This is a genomic window from Cupriavidus sp. WKF15 (genome assembly GCF_029278605.1).
Classification (GTDB): domain Bacteria; phylum Pseudomonadota; class Gammaproteobacteria; order Burkholderiales; family Burkholderiaceae; genus Cupriavidus.
In genome coordinates this window covers 1,594,867-1,610,375 of the sequence record NZ_CP119573.1, presented here as the reverse complement: position 1 = coordinate 1,610,375, position 15,509 = coordinate 1,594,867, and the positions used below count along the sequence as shown (strand labels likewise).

Genomic DNA, 15,509 nt, shown 5'->3' with positions numbered 1-15,509 from the left:
TCAGGAGGAGACAGCTCGATGAGCGCAATCCACGAATACGACTACATCATCGTCGGCGCCGGGTCGGCGGGCTGCGTGCTGGCCACGCGGCTCACCGAGGATGCCGACGTGACGGTGCTGCTGCTCGAAGCGGGCGGCCCGGACTGGCGGCTCGACTGGCGCACGCAGATGCCGGCAGCACTGGCCTACCCGCTGCAGGGCACCACCTACAACTGGGCCTACGTCACCGAGCCGGAGCCGCATATGAACGGCCGCCGCATGACGCAGGGCCGTGGCAAGGGCCTGGGCGGCTCATCGCTGATCAACGGCATGGTCTATATCCGCGGCAATGCGATGGACTATGGCGGCTGGTCGGCGAACAAGTCGCTGGAGAACTGGAGCTACGCCGACTGCCTGCCCTACTTCCGCAAGGCGGAAACCTACGACAAGGGCGCCAACGACTACCACGGCGGCAACGGCCCGCTGCATGTCACCACGCCCAAGGCCGGCATCAGCCCGCTGTTCGACGCCTTCATCGCGGCCGGCGAGCAGGCCGGCTACGCCCGCACGGACGACCTGAACGGCTACCGCCAGGAAGGCTTCGGCCCGATGGATCGCACAACCACCGCGAAGGGCCGCCGCTGCAGCACGTCGCTCGCCTATCTCGACCAGGCGAAGGACCGTCCGAACCTCACGGTTCACACCCGCGCGCTGGCCGACCGCGTACTGTTCGACGGCACCCGCGCCACCGCCGTCTCCTACATACAGGGTGATTACGTGCGCGAAGCGCGCGCGCGCCGCGAAGTCATCGTCAGCAACGGTGCCATCGCCTCGCCGCAACTGCTGCTGCGCTCCGGCGTGGGCAATGCGGACGAACTGCGCGTGCTCGGCGTCGACCCGGTCATCGACCTGAAGGGCGTGGGCGAGAACCTGCAGGACCACCTGGAGATGTACCTCCAGTACGAATGCACCAAGCCTGTATCGCTGTACCCCTCGCTGAAGTGGTGGAACAAGCCGGGCATCGGCATCGAGTGGTACCTGCGCGGCACCGGCGTCGCGGCGTCGAACCACTTCGAGGCGGGCGGCTTCATCCGCAGCAGCGACGAGTTCGACTTCCCGAACCTGCAGTACCACTTCATCCCGTTGGCGATGAACTATGACGGCAGCAACCCGGTCCAGTCGCACGGTTTCCAGTGCCACGTGGGCTCGATGCGTTCGCCGAGCACCGGCTTCGTCAAGCTGGCCAGCCGCGACCCGCGCGTGAAACCGCGGCTGCTGTTCAACTACATGGCGCACGACGTGGACTGGCGCGAGTTCCGCGCCGGCGTGCGCCTGACGCGCGAGATCATCGCCCAGCAAGCCATGGACCAGTTCCGCGGCCGCGAGATCAAGCCCGGCATGATGATCCAGTCCGACGCCGAGATCGATGCCTTCGTGCGCGAACACGCCGAGACCGCACTGCATCCGTCCTGCACCTGCAAGATGGGCGACGCGTCGGACCCGATGGCGGTGGTCGACAACCAGGGCCGCGTGCATGGGCTGTCCGGCCTGCGCGTGGTCGATGCGTCGATCATGCCGAAGATCGTCACCGGCAACCTCAACGCGCCGACGATCATGATGGCCGAGAAGCTGGCCGACGTGATTCGTGGACGGGCACCGTTGCAGCGCTCGAACGCGCCTTACTACAAGGCGACGCCGATCCGCGGACAGGCGGCAAACCCGCCCGGGGCACAGGTGCGGACGGCGGCGATGCCCATGTTCGCGCCAGCCTGACGACGGCGCGACGCCGGCGGGAATCAACCCGCATCTCCTCTGACGAACGATGACACCGGGACCGACGGTCCCGGAGGACACCGCACGCCCGGAGGCAGCGTCGCGCCCCTGCGCATCGCCCCTGGCGATCCACATCCACCCATATGACAAAGGCCGGCCAGCCCCTACGACACAAGCAAGGACCGGCCAAGGGGAGACATTGATGCTGTGCAAGCGTTTTGCAGTACGCCACAAGCCTTGCCTGGCCGCCGCCACCGGCGCGCTGCTGCTGTGCCAGGCCGTCGCCGCGCATGCCCAATCCGGCAGCGGGGAGACGACGGTCGCCGCCGCACCCGTGCCGCAGGTCACGGCCACCGTACCGCCGGAACAGGCGGCCTCGCCCTCACCGCTCAGCGCCAACATGACGCTGACCTCGCAGTACGTCTCGCGCGGCTTCCGCCAGACCTGGGGCAAGCCCGCGGTGCAGGGCGGCGTCGACTACGCCCACCCGAGTGGCTGGTCCGCCGGCACGTGGATGTCGACGGTCAGCGACAAGTTCATCGAAGGCGGCACCGTCGAGTGGGACCTCTACGGCGGCTACACCGGCACCATCGGCGACTTCGTCTATGCGGGCCAGATCTACTACTACCTCTACCCGGGTGCGAAGCTGCAGTCCGCGCAGACCAAGTACAACTACGGGGAAGCCGTGGCCTCGCTGACGTACAAGTGGCTCAACATCAAGTACTGGCTGACCTATACGCCCGACTACTTCGGCTACAACAGCGCCTCCATTGGCACCGGCAACGACCTGCACAGCCGCGGCTCGGGCTACCTCGACATCAATGGCACCTTCGAGCTCGGCTACGGCGTCTCGCTGCTGCTGCACTACGGACAGGAGCGCGTGCGCAACTTCGCCGCCTACGGCTTCCGCGACGTGCGCGTAGCGCTCTCCAAGGCCTTCGACGGCGGCTGGACTCTCACCGGCGCCTATACGCGCGGCTGGGGGCGCTCCGACGTCTACGACCACTACACCACCGGCGCACTGGATTCGGCGGGCAACCCGTCTGTCTCGAATCCACTGGCAAACACCTTCCTGGTCTCGCTGACCAAGACGTTCTGACGCGCCCCCGCTGATTTCACCGCCTCAACCAACTCAACACCATGGCTTCCCTGGGTCTTACCGATGCAACCGGTCTTGTCGGCGTCGCCGCCTACGTTGCCGCGCACTTCGCCGTGCAGGTCCTGCACAAATCGCCAACCGGCAGGCTGGCCGTCGCCCTCAATGTCATCGGGCCGGTCTGCATCCTGGTCTCGCTCACGGATGCCTTCAACCTCGCTTCCTTCCTGACGCAGTGCTTCTGGCTCGGCCTGACGCTGCTCGGCTGGTGGCGCAACCGCCGCAAAAGCCGCCGGGCGGCTACGCCTGCGGGGAAGCCGGTACGCGAGGCATCCCGCAGGGCAGCCTCGCATCACAGCGTCTAGAGCACTTCATCACCCCCACGCCATGGGGGAAACGATGTTTCACGACATGGCAACCCCGGAATGACAACAGGAGACAACGATGAGAACTGCCCCCACAATCCCCCTCATACGTTTCCAGGCCGTCCCCAATATCGGCTCCCCTTAAAGAAGTGCCTCCTACGCCTCCGGCGTCCCACAAAAGGCACCCACAGCCCAGACGGCAGACCGTGACGGAGCCAGCTCCGCACAAACGGCAACCTGGAAACAAGGAGACAACGTGTTTTCACAGAAAGATGTACTTTCGATCGGCGCGGACGCGCCGGCCGCTTCATCCGCCCCTTCGCATCAACATCATGAACTTCAGCGCACGCTGACCTGGAAGGATGCCTTCTGGGTCACCAGCGGCGTGCCCGCGGGCGTGCTCTTCACCATCGGCGGCGTATCGGCCACGATCGGCAACCCGGCGTGGGTCATCTGGATCCTCGCGATCCTGGTCGGCTTCGCGCAGAGCTTCGTCTACGCGGAGATCTCCGGCCTGTATCCGCACAAGTCGGGCGGCGCGTCGGTCTACGGCGCGCTCGGCTGGGTGCGATACAGCAAGTTCGTTGCACCGGTGTCGGTGTGGTGCAACTGGATCGCGTGGTCGCCAATGCTGGCGCTCGGCACCAGTCTCGCGGCCGGCTACATGCTCAGTTGCCTGTTCCCGCCCGACTCGGTGATCAACACGTGGCAGCTCACGCTGGTCGACCTGGACTTCATCAGCAAGGGCCTGACGCTGCGGGTGAACTCGACCTTCGTGCTCGCCACCGCATTCCTGCTCGTTACCTTCAAGCTTCAGCACAGCGGCGCCTCGGCTGCGGCGACCACGCAGCGCATCCTGGGCATTGCGTCGCTGACGCCGCTGGTGGTCATCGCGCTGGTGCCGATGTTCACGGGCGACATGCCATCGACGAGCTTCATGCCCCTGCTGCCGCTGACCCACGACACTTCCGGTGCCGCCGTGCTCGGCAGCTGGAATGCGGCCGGCATCAGCACCGCGATGGGCGCGATGTTCCTCGCCTGCTGGTCGACTTTCGGCTTCGAGACCGCGGTCTGCTACACCCGCGAGTTCAAGGATCCGCAGAAGGACACCTTCCGTGCGATCTTCTGGTCCGGCGTGCTGTGCCTGTTCATGTTCATCGCGGTACCGATTGCGTTCCAGGGTTCGCTGGGCCTGCATGGCATGCTGGAGCCGTCCATCGTCGACGGCACCGGCGTGGGCGCGGCCATGGCGAAATTCGTGGGCGGTGGCGCGGTGGTGTTCAACGTGATCGTGGTGATGCTGGTGCTCGCGATCCTGCTGATCGTGATGACCTCCATGATGGGCTCGTCGCGCACGCTGTACCAGGCCTCGGTCGACGGCTGGCTGCCGCGCTACCTTTCGCACGTCAACGAGCACGGCTCCCCGACCCGCGCCATGTGGACGGACCTGGTGTTCAACCTGTTCCTGCTGCTCATGTCGAACTACATGGCGGTGCTGTCCATCTCGAACGTCTGCTACATGATCTTCGTGTTCCTGAACCTGCAGTCGGGATGGATTCACCGCCTGGACCGCGCCGAATGGCCGCGCCCATACAAATGCAAGAACTGGCTGCTGGCGCTCGGCGCGATCTGCGGCTTCTTCGACCTGGCCTTCGTCGGCGCCGGCGCCAACTTCCAGGGCGAGAACACGCTGCGCAATGGCCTGATCGCCACGTTCCTGATCGTGCCGGTGTTCGTGTACCGCCATTACGTGCAGGACAAGGGCCGCTTTCCCGAGTCGATGCGCCGGGACATGGAACTTCCCCATGCCCGCGCCGCGTGGCTGCCCTACGCCGCCCTGGTCGCCGGCGCGCTGGTGGTCTGGCTGGCTGCCAAGCTGACGGTCATTAGCTGATCCCGGCCCGACGCCCTCCGCCCACGAGGACCGGCACCCCGCCGGTCCTCCCTCCCTACTTGCATTCCCGAGGTTCCGCAATGAACGACACCCTCCGCGTGCGCGTCGGCCGCATCGAGCAACTTGCCGCCGGCATCAAGCGTTTCACCTTGCAGCCATGCGACGGCGACGCGCTGCCCGCCTTCGAGAGCGGCAGCCACATCGTCGTCCACATGGACAACGGCCGCTACCGCAACGCCTATTCCCTGACCAGCGCTCTCAACGACGACAGCCGCTACCAGATCAGCGTCCGGCTCGAGGAAGCCTCGCGCGGCGGCTCCCGCTTTCTGCACGAGTCCGTGCGCGAGCACGACGAGCTGGAGATCGGTCGCCCAGGCAACCTGTTTGCCCTGCACCAGGGCGCCGGCAAGCACCTGCTGATCGCCGGCGGCATCGGTATCACGCCGTTCATGACGCATATCCAGACGCTCAAGCGCCAGGGCGCCGCTTTCGAGCTGCACTACTGCTTCCGCAACCGCGCCAGCGCCGCGTTTCTCGACACGCTGCCAGCCATGCTGAGCCCGGGCCAATGGCATCAATACGAGAGCGACACCGGCGTCCAGCTCGACATCGCCGTTCTGATTGCCAACCAGCCGGCGGACGCCCACGTCTACGTCTGTGGCCCGTCCGCGCTCAACGACGCCGTCATCAATGCTGCCCGGGCCGCCGGCTGGGACGCTTCGCGCATTCACTTCGAGCAGTTCCGCAACGAGGTCGATGCGACTGGCGGAGCCTTCGAGGTGACGCTGCGCAAGAGCGGACTGACCCTGCAGGTCGGCCCCGACGACACGCTCCTGCGCGTGATCGAGAAGGCCGGCGTCAAGGTGGAATGCATGTGCCGTGAAGGAATCTGCGGGACCTGCGAGACGGCCATTATCGAAGGCGAAGCGGACCACCGCGACAACTACCTCTGCGACGAGGAAAAGGCTGCGCAGAAGACGATCATGCTATGCGTGTCGCGCAGCAAGGCGCAGCGGCTGGTCCTGGATCTCTGAGCCTCGTCCGGCCGTCGCTCGCCTTCGGGCACGATCTGCCGAAGGCGGCAAACCAGGGCAAGCGTGCGCCGCGCAACCAGCGATGCTTGCCTGTTTTGCCGTCCTTCCAGATGCTGCTCCCCCCTCCCTCTCCTTGCCGGCCGCCCCCTACACCACCTAGAGTATTCGTAGACATGCAGTACGAACCGCCCCTCCGATTTCCCCCGATGACAAGGAGTAACCGCATGACTACCCCTCCCAACCCATTCACGGACTTCACCAAGATGCTCGAGCAATTCCAGCTTCCCGGCATGGACATGGGCGCCGTGATGGAAGCACGGCGCAAGGACATCGAGGCGCTTGGCGAAGCGAACAAGCTCGCCTATGAGGGCATGCAGGCCCTGATGCAGAAGCAGGCCGAGATCTTCAGCCAGGCCATGCAGCAGATCCAGTCCGCGGCGCAGCAGATGACAGCCGGCGGCAACCCGGCGGAGGCCATGACCAGGCAGAACGAGTTCGTGCAGAAGGCGCTGCACCAGGCCCTGGAGAACATGCGCGAACTGGCAGAGATGGCCCGCAAGTCGCAAGCCGACGCCATGGCCGTGATCGGCAACCGTGCCCAGCAGAACCTGCAGGAGGCGGGCAGCCTGCTCAAGCCGAAGTCAAGCTGAGCCGAGCTTGGCGGGACCCGCGAGCGACAGGCTCGCCAGGGTCCCGCACCGCATCCGGCATGAGCGCGGCGCGCCAGGCATTGGCCGCCGTGCTGAATGACGCGTGATCGCCTCGCTGCCCACGCCGCCGCGCAGCGTGCGAAGCCCGATGTCTGGCGACGACTTCCCCACAGTCCTGTAGTCCTGCTCCACGCCATGGTGGCGGCGCGCCGGTTTTGTCGACCCGGCTGTCCTGCCGCCCTTGCGCACCCGCTGCGTTCGATCCTGGCGGGGGCCCTGCGTCCCGCAGCAGCGCGGCCGGTCCGGAACGCCTTGATTTTTATCAAGAAGCAGGGGCCGCAAGATCATTACAGTAATGTTGTAGTTAATTACCGGAAAACGCAAATGAGCGCCCCAGTCCTTGTATACGCCGTCGCCTTCCTTGCCATCCCGGCCATCGTCTCCGTTGTCCTGACCCGCGCCGCACTGCGGCGTCTGCCCAAGCGCGCGCCGCGGCGCGTCCCGATCCAGACCCGCCGCAGGCCACAGGACCCGTCGCTCCGAGGCTGAGCGATGGGTGCAGTGCTTCCCAGACGATCCGCCCGCACACTCCGGCAGCCACTGCCACCCCGAAACTCCCCGCCACGGCCGGCTGCCGCCACGGTAGCCGCCTTGGCCATGGCATTGTCCGCCTGCGTGTCGATGGCGCCGCCGCTGGAACGGCCCGCCGCGCCAGTCCCCGCCACCTATGCCGGCGCGGAAGCCGGCGCCACGCTGCCCTCGCCCGCCGCCGCGACCGCCTGGGGCGATTTCTTCGCCGACCCGGCGCTGCGGGCGCTGATCGACCAGGCCCTGGCCAATAGCCGCGACCTGCGTGCGGCGATGCTGCGCGTCGAAGAGGCGCAAGCACTGTACGGCATCCAGCGCTCGGAACAGTTTCCGACCATCGGCGTGAGCGCCAGCGCCACGCGCTCGCGCACGCCGGGTGACTTCAGCCCCACCGGGCGCCCGCTGACCCTGAACGATTTCGAGGCCGGTGTCGGCATGAATGCGTGGGAGCTCGACTTCTGGGGCCGCGTGCGCAGCCTGAAGGACGCCGCGCTCGAGAACTACCTGGCCACCGATGCCGCGCGCGAAGCGGCCACCGTCAGCCTGATCGGCCAGGTCGCCAACGGCTACCTGGTGCTGCGCGAGCTGGACGAGCGCATCGAACTCACGGACCAGACCATTGCCTCGCGCGCGGAGTCGCTGCGCATCTTCCGGCGGCGCTACGAAATGGGCTCGACCTCCAAGTTCGACCTGACGCAGGTAGAAGCCCTGTGGCGCCAGGCGAGCACGCTTGGTTCGCAACTGCGGCAGGAACGCGCGGCGCAGGCCAATGCGCTGGCGCTGCTGGTCGGCGCGCCGGTGGCCCTGCCCCCGCTGTCCCCGCAGAGCGGCCGCTTCGACGACAGTATCGTGCTGCGCGACATGGCGCCCGGGCTGCCTTCCGAACTGCTGACCAACCGCCCCGACATCGTCGCCGCGGAACACCAGCTTGCCGCCGCCAACGCGAATATCGGCGCCGCGCGCGCCGCGTTTTTCCCGCGCATCACGCTGACCGGCACCTTCGGTACGGCCAGTGTGGAACTGGACAATCTGTTCACCGGCCCCAGCCGCGCCTGGAGCTTCGGCCCGTCGCTGTCCGTGCCGATCTTCGATGCCGGGCGCAACCGCAACAACCTGAAGCTGGCCGAGGTGCGGCGCGACCAGGCCATCGTCCAGTACGAGAAGACCATCCAGGCCGCCTTCCGCGATGTCTCGGACGCGCTTTCCGCGCGCGAGCGCCTGGCCGAACAGGTCACCGACCTGCAGGCCACGCTGGAGCTTCAGGCCGAACGCGAGCGGCTGGCGAGGCTGCGCTACGACAACGGCGCCACGCCCTACCTGGAAGTGCTGGATGCCCAGCGCGACCTGCTGGGCGCGCAGCAGCTGCTGGTGCAGACCCGCCGCGCACTGCTGTCGAGCCGCGTCGCCCTTTACACCGCGCTGGGCGGCGGCACGCGCGTCTACGCTAACGAGACTGACGAAACTGACGAGACTGCCGGCATGCCCGCGCCGCTCCCATTCCCAGACAAGCCATCATGAGATTCCCTGCCAGCAAGCTGATTCCCTTCGCCGCCGTGGCGCTGGCCGTCGCGGCAGGCGTGTATGGCTGGAATGCCATGCGCGAAACCGGTCCCGGCCCGGGCTTCGCCAGCGGCAACGGCCGCATCGAGGCCACCCAGATCGACGTGGCGACCAAGCTCGCCGGACGCATCGACACCATCCTCGTCAATGAAGGCGATTTCGTTGCCGCCGGCGCGCCGCTCGCGCGCATGCAGGTCCAGGTGCTCGAAGCGCAGCGCGACGAGGCGCGCGCGCAGGAACAACAGGCGGTCAATACCGCCGCCAGCGCGCAAGCGCAGGTTGCCGTGCGCGAAAGCGACAAGGCCGCGGCCCAGGCGGTCGTGGCGCAGCGCGAGAGCGAACTGGACGCGGCCCAGCGCCGCCTGTCGCGTTCGAGCACGCTGTCGCGCGAAGGCGCCTCGTCGATCCAGGAACTCGACGATGACCGCGCGCGCGTGCGCAGCGCCCAGGCGGCCGTGGCGGCGTCGAAGGCGCAGGTGGCCGCCGCGCAGGCCGCCATCGAGGCGGCGCGCGCGCAGCTCGTCGGCACACGCTCGGCCATCATCGCGGCCAAGGCCACCGTGGCGCGCATCGAGGCGGACATCGCCGACAGCCAGCTCACCTCGCCGCGCGACGCGCGCGTGCAGTACCGCATCGCCCAGCCCGGCGAAGTGCTCGGCGCTGGCGGCAAGGTGCTGAACCTGGTCGACCTGTCGGATGTGTACATGACCCTCTTCCTGCCCGCGACCGTGGCCGGCCGCGTGCCACTGGGGGCCGAGGCGCGCATCCTGCTCGATGCCGCGCCCGGCTACGTGATCCCCGCCACGGTCTCGTTCGTGGCCAGCACCGCGCAGTTCACGCCCAAGACCGTCGAGACGGCCAGCGAGCGCGAGAAGCTGATGTTCCGCGTCAAGGCCCAGATCGACCGTGAACTGCTCAGGAAGCACCTCAAGCAGGTCAAGACCGGCGTGCCCGGCGTGGCGTGGGTCAAGCTCGACCCGAAGGCGGAATGGCCGGCCAACCTGGCGGTGAAGGTGCCGCAGTAGCCATGGATGCCGCCCTGCCCCCGGTCGCCCGGCTCGCCGGCGTCAGCCTGAAGTACGGCAAGACGGTGGCGCTGGACGGCATCGGCCTCGACCTGCCGGCGGGCCGCATGATCGGGCTGATCGGCCCCGACGGCGTGGGCAAGTCGAGCCTGCTGTCGCTGCTGTCCGGCGCGCGCGCGGTACAGGAAGGCGTGGTGGAAACCTTCGGCGGCGACATGCGCAGCCGCAAGCACCGCGACGCCGTCTGCCCGCGCATCGCCTACATGCCGCAGGGCCTCGGCAAGAACCTTTATCCGACGCTGTCGGTGGAAGAAAACCTGCACTTCTTCGGGCGCCTGTTCGGGCATGACGACGCCGAGCGCCGCCGGCGCATCGACGACCTGACGCGCAGCACGGGCCTGCACCCGTTCCTGGCCCGCCCGGCCGGCAAGCTGTCCGGCGGCATGAAGCAGAAGCTCGGGCTGTGCTGCGCACTGATCCACGACCCCGACCTGCTGATCCTGGACGAGCCGACCACCGGCGTGGATCCGCTCGCACGCGCGCAGTTCTGGGAGCTGATCGCCCGCATCCGCACCACGCGCCCCGCCATGAGCGTGATCGTCGCCACGGCCTATATGGACGAGGCACAGCGCTTCGACTGGCTGGTGGCCATGGATGCCGGCCGGGTGCTCGATACCGGCCCCCCCGCCGAACTGCTCGCGCGTACCGGCACCACATCGCTCGAAGCTGCGTTCATCGCTCTGCTGCCGGAATCGCGACGGCGCGGGCACACCGAAGTCACCATCACGCCGCTGGAAGCTGGCGACGAAGCGGACATCGCCATCGAGGCCAGGGACCTCACCATGCGCTTCGGCGATTTCGTCGCCGTGGACAAGGTCAGCTTCCGCATCCGCCGAGGCGAGATCTTCGGCTTCCTGGGCTCCAACGGCTGCGGCAAGTCCACCACGATGAAGATGCTGACCGGCCTCTTGCCGGCCAGCGAAGGCCAGGCCTGGCTGTTCGGCCATGAGATCGATCCGAAGGATATCGATACCCGCAAGCGCGTGGGCTATATGTCGCAGGCGTTCTCGCTGTATGGCGAACTGACTGTGCGGCAGAACCTGGAACTGCATGCACGGCTGTTCGCGGTGCCGGCCGCGGAAATCCCCGCGCGCGTCGCCGACATGGTGGAGCGCTTTGCGCTGTCCGACGTGCTCGACACGCTCCCGGCCAACCTGCCGCTGGGCATCCGCCAGCGACTGTCGCTGGCCGTGGCGATGGTGCACAGGCCGGAACTCCTGATCCTGGACGAACCGACTTCCGGCGTGGACCCGGTCGCCCGCGACAGCTTCTGGCGGCTGCTGATCGGCCTGTCGCGCAACGAGCGCGTGACCATCTTCATCTCCACGCACTTCATGAACGAGGCCGAGCGCTGCGACCGCATCTCGCTGATGCACGCCGGCCGCGTGCTGGTCAGCGACACGCCGGCAGACCTCGTGCGCCGGCGCAGCGCCGCGACGCTGGAAGAGGCATTCATCGCCTACCTGACCGATGCGAGCGCGCCGGCGCCGGCCGAAGTACCGGCCGAAGCCCCCGCCAGGGCCGCGCCGCCCGCGATCAGCGCCGCGCCCGCCGCGCAGCGCCGGCGCTTCAGCCTGCAGCGCGCGTTCACCTATATGTGGCGCGAAGCGCTCGAACTGCGCCGCGACCCGGTGCGCGCCACGCTCGCGCTGGTCGGCTCGCTGGTGCTGCTGTTCGCGATGGGGTACGGCATCGGCATGGACGTGGAAGACCTGCGCTTTGCCGTGCTCGACCACGACCAGACCGTGCTGAGCCAGGACTATGCGCTGAACCTGTCGGGGTCACGCTATTTCATCGAGCGCCCGCCGGTCACGGACTACACCGACCTGGACCGGCGCCTGCGCAGCGGCGAACTGGCGCTGGCCATCGAGATTCCGCCCGGCTTCGCGCGCGACGTGCAGCGCGGCGCGCGGGCGCAGGTCGGCGTGTGGATCGACGGCTCCATGCCGTCGCGCGCGGAGACCGTGCAGGGCTATGCGCAGGGCATGCACCAGGGCTGGCTGCTCGACCAGATGCGCCACCGCTACGGGCAGGACGCCGTGAGCGCCGCCACGCTGGAAACGCGCTTTCGCTACAACCCTGACGTGAAGAGCCTGCCCGCGATGGTGCCGGCGGTGATCCCGCTGCTGCTGCTGATGCTGCCGGCCATGCTGACCGCGCTTGCCGTGGTGCGGGAAAAGGAGCTCGGCTCCATCACCAACCTGTACGTGACGCCGGTCACGCGCACGGAATTCCTGCTGGGCAAGCAATTGCCCTACGTGGCACTGGCCATGTTCAACTTCCTGCTGATGGCCTTGCTGGCGGTCACCGTGTTCGGCGTGCCGGTCAAGGGCAGTTTCCCGACGCTGACGCTCGCCGCGCTGATCTATGCGTTCTGCGCCACCGGCATCGGCATGCTGGCCTCCACGTTCACGCGCAGCCAGATCGCCGCGATGTTCTTCGCGATCATCGGCACCATGATCCCGGCCGTGCAGTTCTGCGGCATGCTGGTGCCCGTGTCGTCGCTGGAAGGATCCGCGCGGCTGGCCGGCCTGGCCTACCCGGCCACGCACATGCTTACCATCAGCCGTGGCGTATTCAACAAGGCACTGGGGCTGCATGACCTGGGCGCATCGTTCTGGCCAATGCTCGTCGCCGTGCCGGTGATCTTCGCCGCCACCGCGGCGCTGCTGAAAAAGCAGGAGCGCTGACCATGCGGCACCTGGCCACTATCTACCGCCTCGGCATCAAGGAACTCTGGAGCCTGGTGCGCGACCCGACCATGCTGGTGCTGATCTTCTACGTCTTCAGCGTGTCGGTCTACAGCGGCGCCACGGCCGTGCCGGAAACGCTGCACATGGCGCCCATCGCGGTGGTCAACGAAGATGCGTCGCCGCTGGCCGAGCGCATCGTCTCCGCGTTCTATCCGCCCCAGTTCGCGCCGCCGCGGCCGATCTCGCCCGCGCAGATGGACAAGGGCATGGACGCGGGCGACTATACCTTCACGCTGGACATCCCACCCAACTTCCAGCGCGACGTGCTGGCCGGCCGCGCGCCCGCCGTGCAGCTCAACGTGGATGCCACGCGCATGACCCAGGCGTTCAGCGGCAGCGGCTATATCCAGCGCATCTTCACCGACGAAGTGAACGAGTTCGTGCAGCGATACCGGGGCGTCGCCACCCCGCCGGTGGACCTTGCGCTGCGCGCGCGCTTCAACCCGAACCTGACGCAGTCATGGTTCGGCGGGCTCACGCAGATCATCAACAACGTCACGATGCTGTCGATCATCCTGACCGGCGCCGCGCTGATCCGCGAACGCGAGCACGGCACCATCGAGCATTTGCTGGTAATGCCGGTCACGCCGACCGAGATCATGCTGGCCAAGGTGTGGTCGATGGGGCTGGTGGTGATGATGGCCGCCATGCTGTCGCTGGTGGTGGTGGTGCGCGGCGCGCTGCACGTGCCGATCGAGGGCTCGCTGCTGCTATTTATGGCGGGGGTGGCGCTGCACCTGTTCGCCACGACGGCAATGGGCATCTTCCTGGCGACCGTGGCACGCAATATGCCGCAATTCGGCATGCTGATGGTGCTGGTCCTGCTGCCGCTGCAGATGCTCTCGGGCGGCAACACGCCGCGCGAAAGCATGCCGCAGATCGTGCAGGACATCATGCTGGCGGCGCCCACCACGCATTTCGTCTCGCTCGGGCAAGCCATCCTGTTTCGCGGCGCGGGGCTGGATGTGGTCTGGAAGCCGTTCCTGGCGCTGCTGGGGATCGGGACGGTATTGTTTGCGCTGTCGTTGAACCGGTTCCGGAAGACGATCAGCCAGATGGCGTGAGGCGCTGGAGAAGGCAGGCTCACGCGGCGGACGTATGGTGAATCGCGTGGGTCCGCTCCCCCTTGTCAGCGCAAGAGGCCAGCGAACCGCCAGGGGCTTTGATGCGGCAAATGGTCAGACCAGGCCGGTCATGTAGTAGACCAGGATGACGAAGAACACCGCCATCGTCTTGATCATGGTGACGGCGAAGATGTCGCGATAGGACTCGCGGTGCGTAAGGCCGGTCACGGCCAGCAGCGTAATCACCGCACCGTTGTGCGGCAGCGTGTCCATGCCGCCGCTGGCCATCGACACCACGCGGTGCAGCACCTCCAGCGGGATGCCGGCCGCCTGTGCGCCCTGGATGAAGGTGTCGCCCATGGCTGCCAGCGCAATGCTCATGCCGCCCGACGCCGAACCGGTGATGCCGGCCAGCGCGCTCACCGAGACCGCCGCGTTGACCAGCGGATTGGGAATGGCACGCAGCGCGTCGCCCACCACCAGGAAGCCCGGCAGCGCGGCGATGACGCCACCGAAGCCGTATTCCGATGCGGTGTTCATGGCTGCCAGCAGCGCGCCGCCCACGGCGGTCTTGCTGCCTTCGGCAAAGCGCTGGCGCACGGTGCCGAACGCGGTCACCACCACCAGCAGGATGCCCAGCAGCAGCGCGCCCTCCACCGCCCAGATCGCAACCACGGAGGCGGTCGGGATGGTCACCGGCTTGGCCAGCCCCGGCAGTTCCAGCGCGCTGGTGGCGCCGTACCACTGCGGGATCTTGCGCGTCAGCACAAAGTTGGCAACACCCACCAGCACCAACGGCGCAAGGGCCAGCAGCGGGTTGGGCAACTGGGCCGTCTCCACCGGTTCCGGCTCATTCAGCAGCGACGTGCCATAGCCCTCGCCCTTCGCCATCGCGGCGCGGCGGCGCCATTCCAGGTAGCCCAGGCCGACCACGATGATGAACAGCGCACCGGCCACGCCAAGGACGGGGGCCGCCCATGCGGTGGTCTTGAAGAAGGTGGTCGGGATGATGTTCTGGATCTGCGGCGTACCGGGCAGCGAATCCATCGTGAACGAGAACGCGCCCAGCGCGATCGCACCCGGCATCAGCCGCTTCGGGATATTGCTCTGCCGGTACAGCTCGGCCGCGAACGGATAGACCGCGAACACGACCACGAACAGCGACACGCCGCCATAGGTCAGCAGCGCGCACACGGCAACGATCACCGCGTTCGCGCGCGAGCTGCCAATATAGCGGATGGCGGCCGCGACGATCGAGCGCGAGTAGCCGGACAGCTCGATCACCTTGCCGAACACGGCGCCAAGCAGGAACACCGGGAAATAGAGTTTCACGAAACCGACCATCTTCTCCATGAAGATGCCGGTAAAGGCTGGCGCCACGGCCGACGGCTCGGTCAGCAGCACGGCGCCGAGCGCGGCCAGCGGGGCGAACAGGATGACGCTGTAGCCGCGATAGGCGGCAAGCATCAGGAATGCAAGGGCAGCAACGACGATCACAAAGGACATGAAGTCTCCGCGAGGATTGTTCTTGGTCTGGGAAATATAGGCCCCGGCGCCCGAAAGTGCCCTGCCAATTTCATTCATGACAGGCAGCGCGGCCAGGCCGCGCGTCCGGGGACCGGGTGACTTCGCACGGAGCATGCCAGCATTAAACGTGACGAATATGCC

General features: G+C 67.2%; 12 protein-coding genes. 11 read left to right on the top strand and 1 reads right to left on the bottom strand.

The annotated features are described in order from the left end of the window. The first annotated feature begins 18 nt into the window (after positions 1–18). From betA to CupriaWKF_RS24670, 11 genes are all read left to right on the top strand, one after another. On the top strand, positions 19–1,752 hold the full coding sequence (betA, locus tag CupriaWKF_RS24720; RefSeq protein ID WP_276101077.1) for a choline dehydrogenase: 1,734 nt from the start codon (positions 19–21) through the stop codon (positions 1,750–1,752). Positions 1,753–1,954: 202 nt separating this feature from the next. Continuing rightward, the gene (locus CupriaWKF_RS24715) at positions 1,955–2,851 is read left to right on the top strand and encodes a TorF family putative porin (protein WP_276101076.1); all 897 of its coding nucleotides are present in this window, start codon (positions 1,955–1,957) and stop codon (positions 2,849–2,851) included. Positions 2,852–2,892: 41 nt separating this feature from the next. After that, on the top strand, positions 2,893–3,213 hold the full coding sequence (locus tag CupriaWKF_RS24710; protein ID WP_276101075.1) for a hypothetical protein: 321 nt from the start codon (positions 2,893–2,895) through the stop codon (positions 3,211–3,213). Between the two features lie 256 nt (positions 3,214–3,469). After that, the gene (locus tag CupriaWKF_RS24705; RefSeq protein WP_276101074.1) at positions 3,470–5,107 is read left to right on the top strand and encodes an APC family permease; all 1,638 of its coding nucleotides are present in this window, start codon (positions 3,470–3,472) and stop codon (positions 5,105–5,107) included. Positions 5,108–5,187: 80 nt separating this feature from the next. Then, a complete protein-coding gene (locus CupriaWKF_RS24700) occupies positions 5,188–6,141 on the top strand; it encodes a PDR/VanB family oxidoreductase (RefSeq protein WP_276101073.1) in 954 nt (317 codons plus the stop codon). Between the two features lie 224 nt (positions 6,142–6,365). Further along, complete coding sequence (locus CupriaWKF_RS24695; RefSeq protein ID WP_276101072.1) at positions 6,366–6,791, top strand: phasin family protein; 426 nt, start codon at positions 6,366–6,368, stop codon at positions 6,789–6,791. Positions 6,792–7,175: 384 nt separating this feature from the next. After that, positions 7,176–7,340 (top strand): hypothetical protein, encoded by a 165-nt coding sequence (locus tag CupriaWKF_RS24690; protein WP_276101071.1) that lies wholly within the window; start codon positions 7,176–7,178, stop codon positions 7,338–7,340. A 108-nt stretch (positions 7,341–7,448) separates the two neighbouring features. Beyond that, positions 7,449–8,897 carry an efflux transporter outer membrane subunit gene (locus CupriaWKF_RS24685; RefSeq protein ID WP_276101070.1) on the top strand — a complete coding sequence of 483 codons (1,449 nt, stop codon included), beginning with the start codon at positions 7,449–7,451 and terminating at the stop codon, positions 8,895–8,897. Next, positions 8,894–9,964, top strand: a complete 1,071-nt coding sequence (locus CupriaWKF_RS24680) for an HlyD family efflux transporter periplasmic adaptor subunit (protein WP_276101069.1) — start codon at positions 8,894–8,896, stop codon at positions 9,962–9,964. The genes CupriaWKF_RS24685 and CupriaWKF_RS24680 overlap by 4 nt, the downstream gene beginning before the upstream one ends. A 2-nt stretch (positions 9,965–9,966) precedes the next feature. Further along, complete coding sequence (gene rbbA / locus CupriaWKF_RS24675) at positions 9,967–12,714, top strand: ribosome-associated ATPase/putative transporter RbbA (RefSeq protein ID WP_276101068.1); 2,748 nt, start codon at positions 9,967–9,969, stop codon at positions 12,712–12,714. 2 nt (positions 12,715–12,716) lie between these two features. Continuing rightward, positions 12,717–13,841 (top strand): ABC transporter permease, encoded by a 1,125-nt coding sequence (locus tag CupriaWKF_RS24670; protein WP_276101067.1) that lies wholly within the window; start codon positions 12,717–12,719, stop codon positions 13,839–13,841. Between the two features lie 114 nt (positions 13,842–13,955). On the opposite strand, the gene CupriaWKF_RS24665 is transcribed toward CupriaWKF_RS24670, so the two are convergent. Beyond that, positions 13,956–15,347 (bottom strand): GntP family permease, encoded by a 1,392-nt coding sequence (locus CupriaWKF_RS24665; RefSeq protein ID WP_276101066.1) that lies wholly within the window; start codon positions 15,345–15,347, stop codon positions 13,956–13,958. Positions 15,348–15,509: the final 162 nt, after the last annotated feature.

What these genes read in the sequence shown, in the direction of transcription:
- CupriaWKF_RS24685 (WP_276101070.1), top strand. Translation starts at nt 7,449, where the DNA reads ATGGCATTGTCCGCCTGCGTGTCGATGGCGCCGCCGCTGGAACGGCCC.
- CupriaWKF_RS24700 (WP_276101073.1), top strand. Translation starts at nt 5,188, where the DNA reads ATGAACGACACCCTCCGCGTGCGCGTCGGCCGCATCGAGCAACTTGCC.
- rbbA (WP_276101068.1), top strand. Translation starts at nt 9,967, where the DNA reads ATGGATGCCGCCCTGCCCCCGGTCGCCCGGCTCGCCGGCGTCAGCCTG.
- CupriaWKF_RS24665 (WP_276101066.1), bottom strand. Translation starts at nt 15,347, where the DNA reads ATGTCCTTTGTGATCGTCGTTGCTGCCCTTGCATTCCTGATGCTTGCC.
- CupriaWKF_RS24715 (WP_276101076.1), top strand. Translation starts at nt 1,955, where the DNA reads ATGCTGTGCAAGCGTTTTGCAGTACGCCACAAGCCTTGCCTGGCCGCC.
- CupriaWKF_RS24690 (WP_276101071.1), top strand. Translation starts at nt 7,176, where the DNA reads ATGAGCGCCCCAGTCCTTGTATACGCCGTCGCCTTCCTTGCCATCCCG.
- betA (WP_276101077.1), top strand. Translation starts at nt 19, where the DNA reads ATGAGCGCAATCCACGAATACGACTACATCATCGTCGGCGCCGGGTCG.
- CupriaWKF_RS24680 (WP_276101069.1), top strand. Translation starts at nt 8,894, where the DNA reads ATGAGATTCCCTGCCAGCAAGCTGATTCCCTTCGCCGCCGTGGCGCTG.
- CupriaWKF_RS24670 (WP_276101067.1), top strand. Translation starts at nt 12,717, where the DNA reads ATGCGGCACCTGGCCACTATCTACCGCCTCGGCATCAAGGAACTCTGG.
- CupriaWKF_RS24710 (WP_276101075.1), top strand. Translation starts at nt 2,893, where the DNA reads ATGGCTTCCCTGGGTCTTACCGATGCAACCGGTCTTGTCGGCGTCGCC.
- CupriaWKF_RS24695 (WP_276101072.1), top strand. Translation starts at nt 6,366, where the DNA reads ATGACTACCCCTCCCAACCCATTCACGGACTTCACCAAGATGCTCGAG.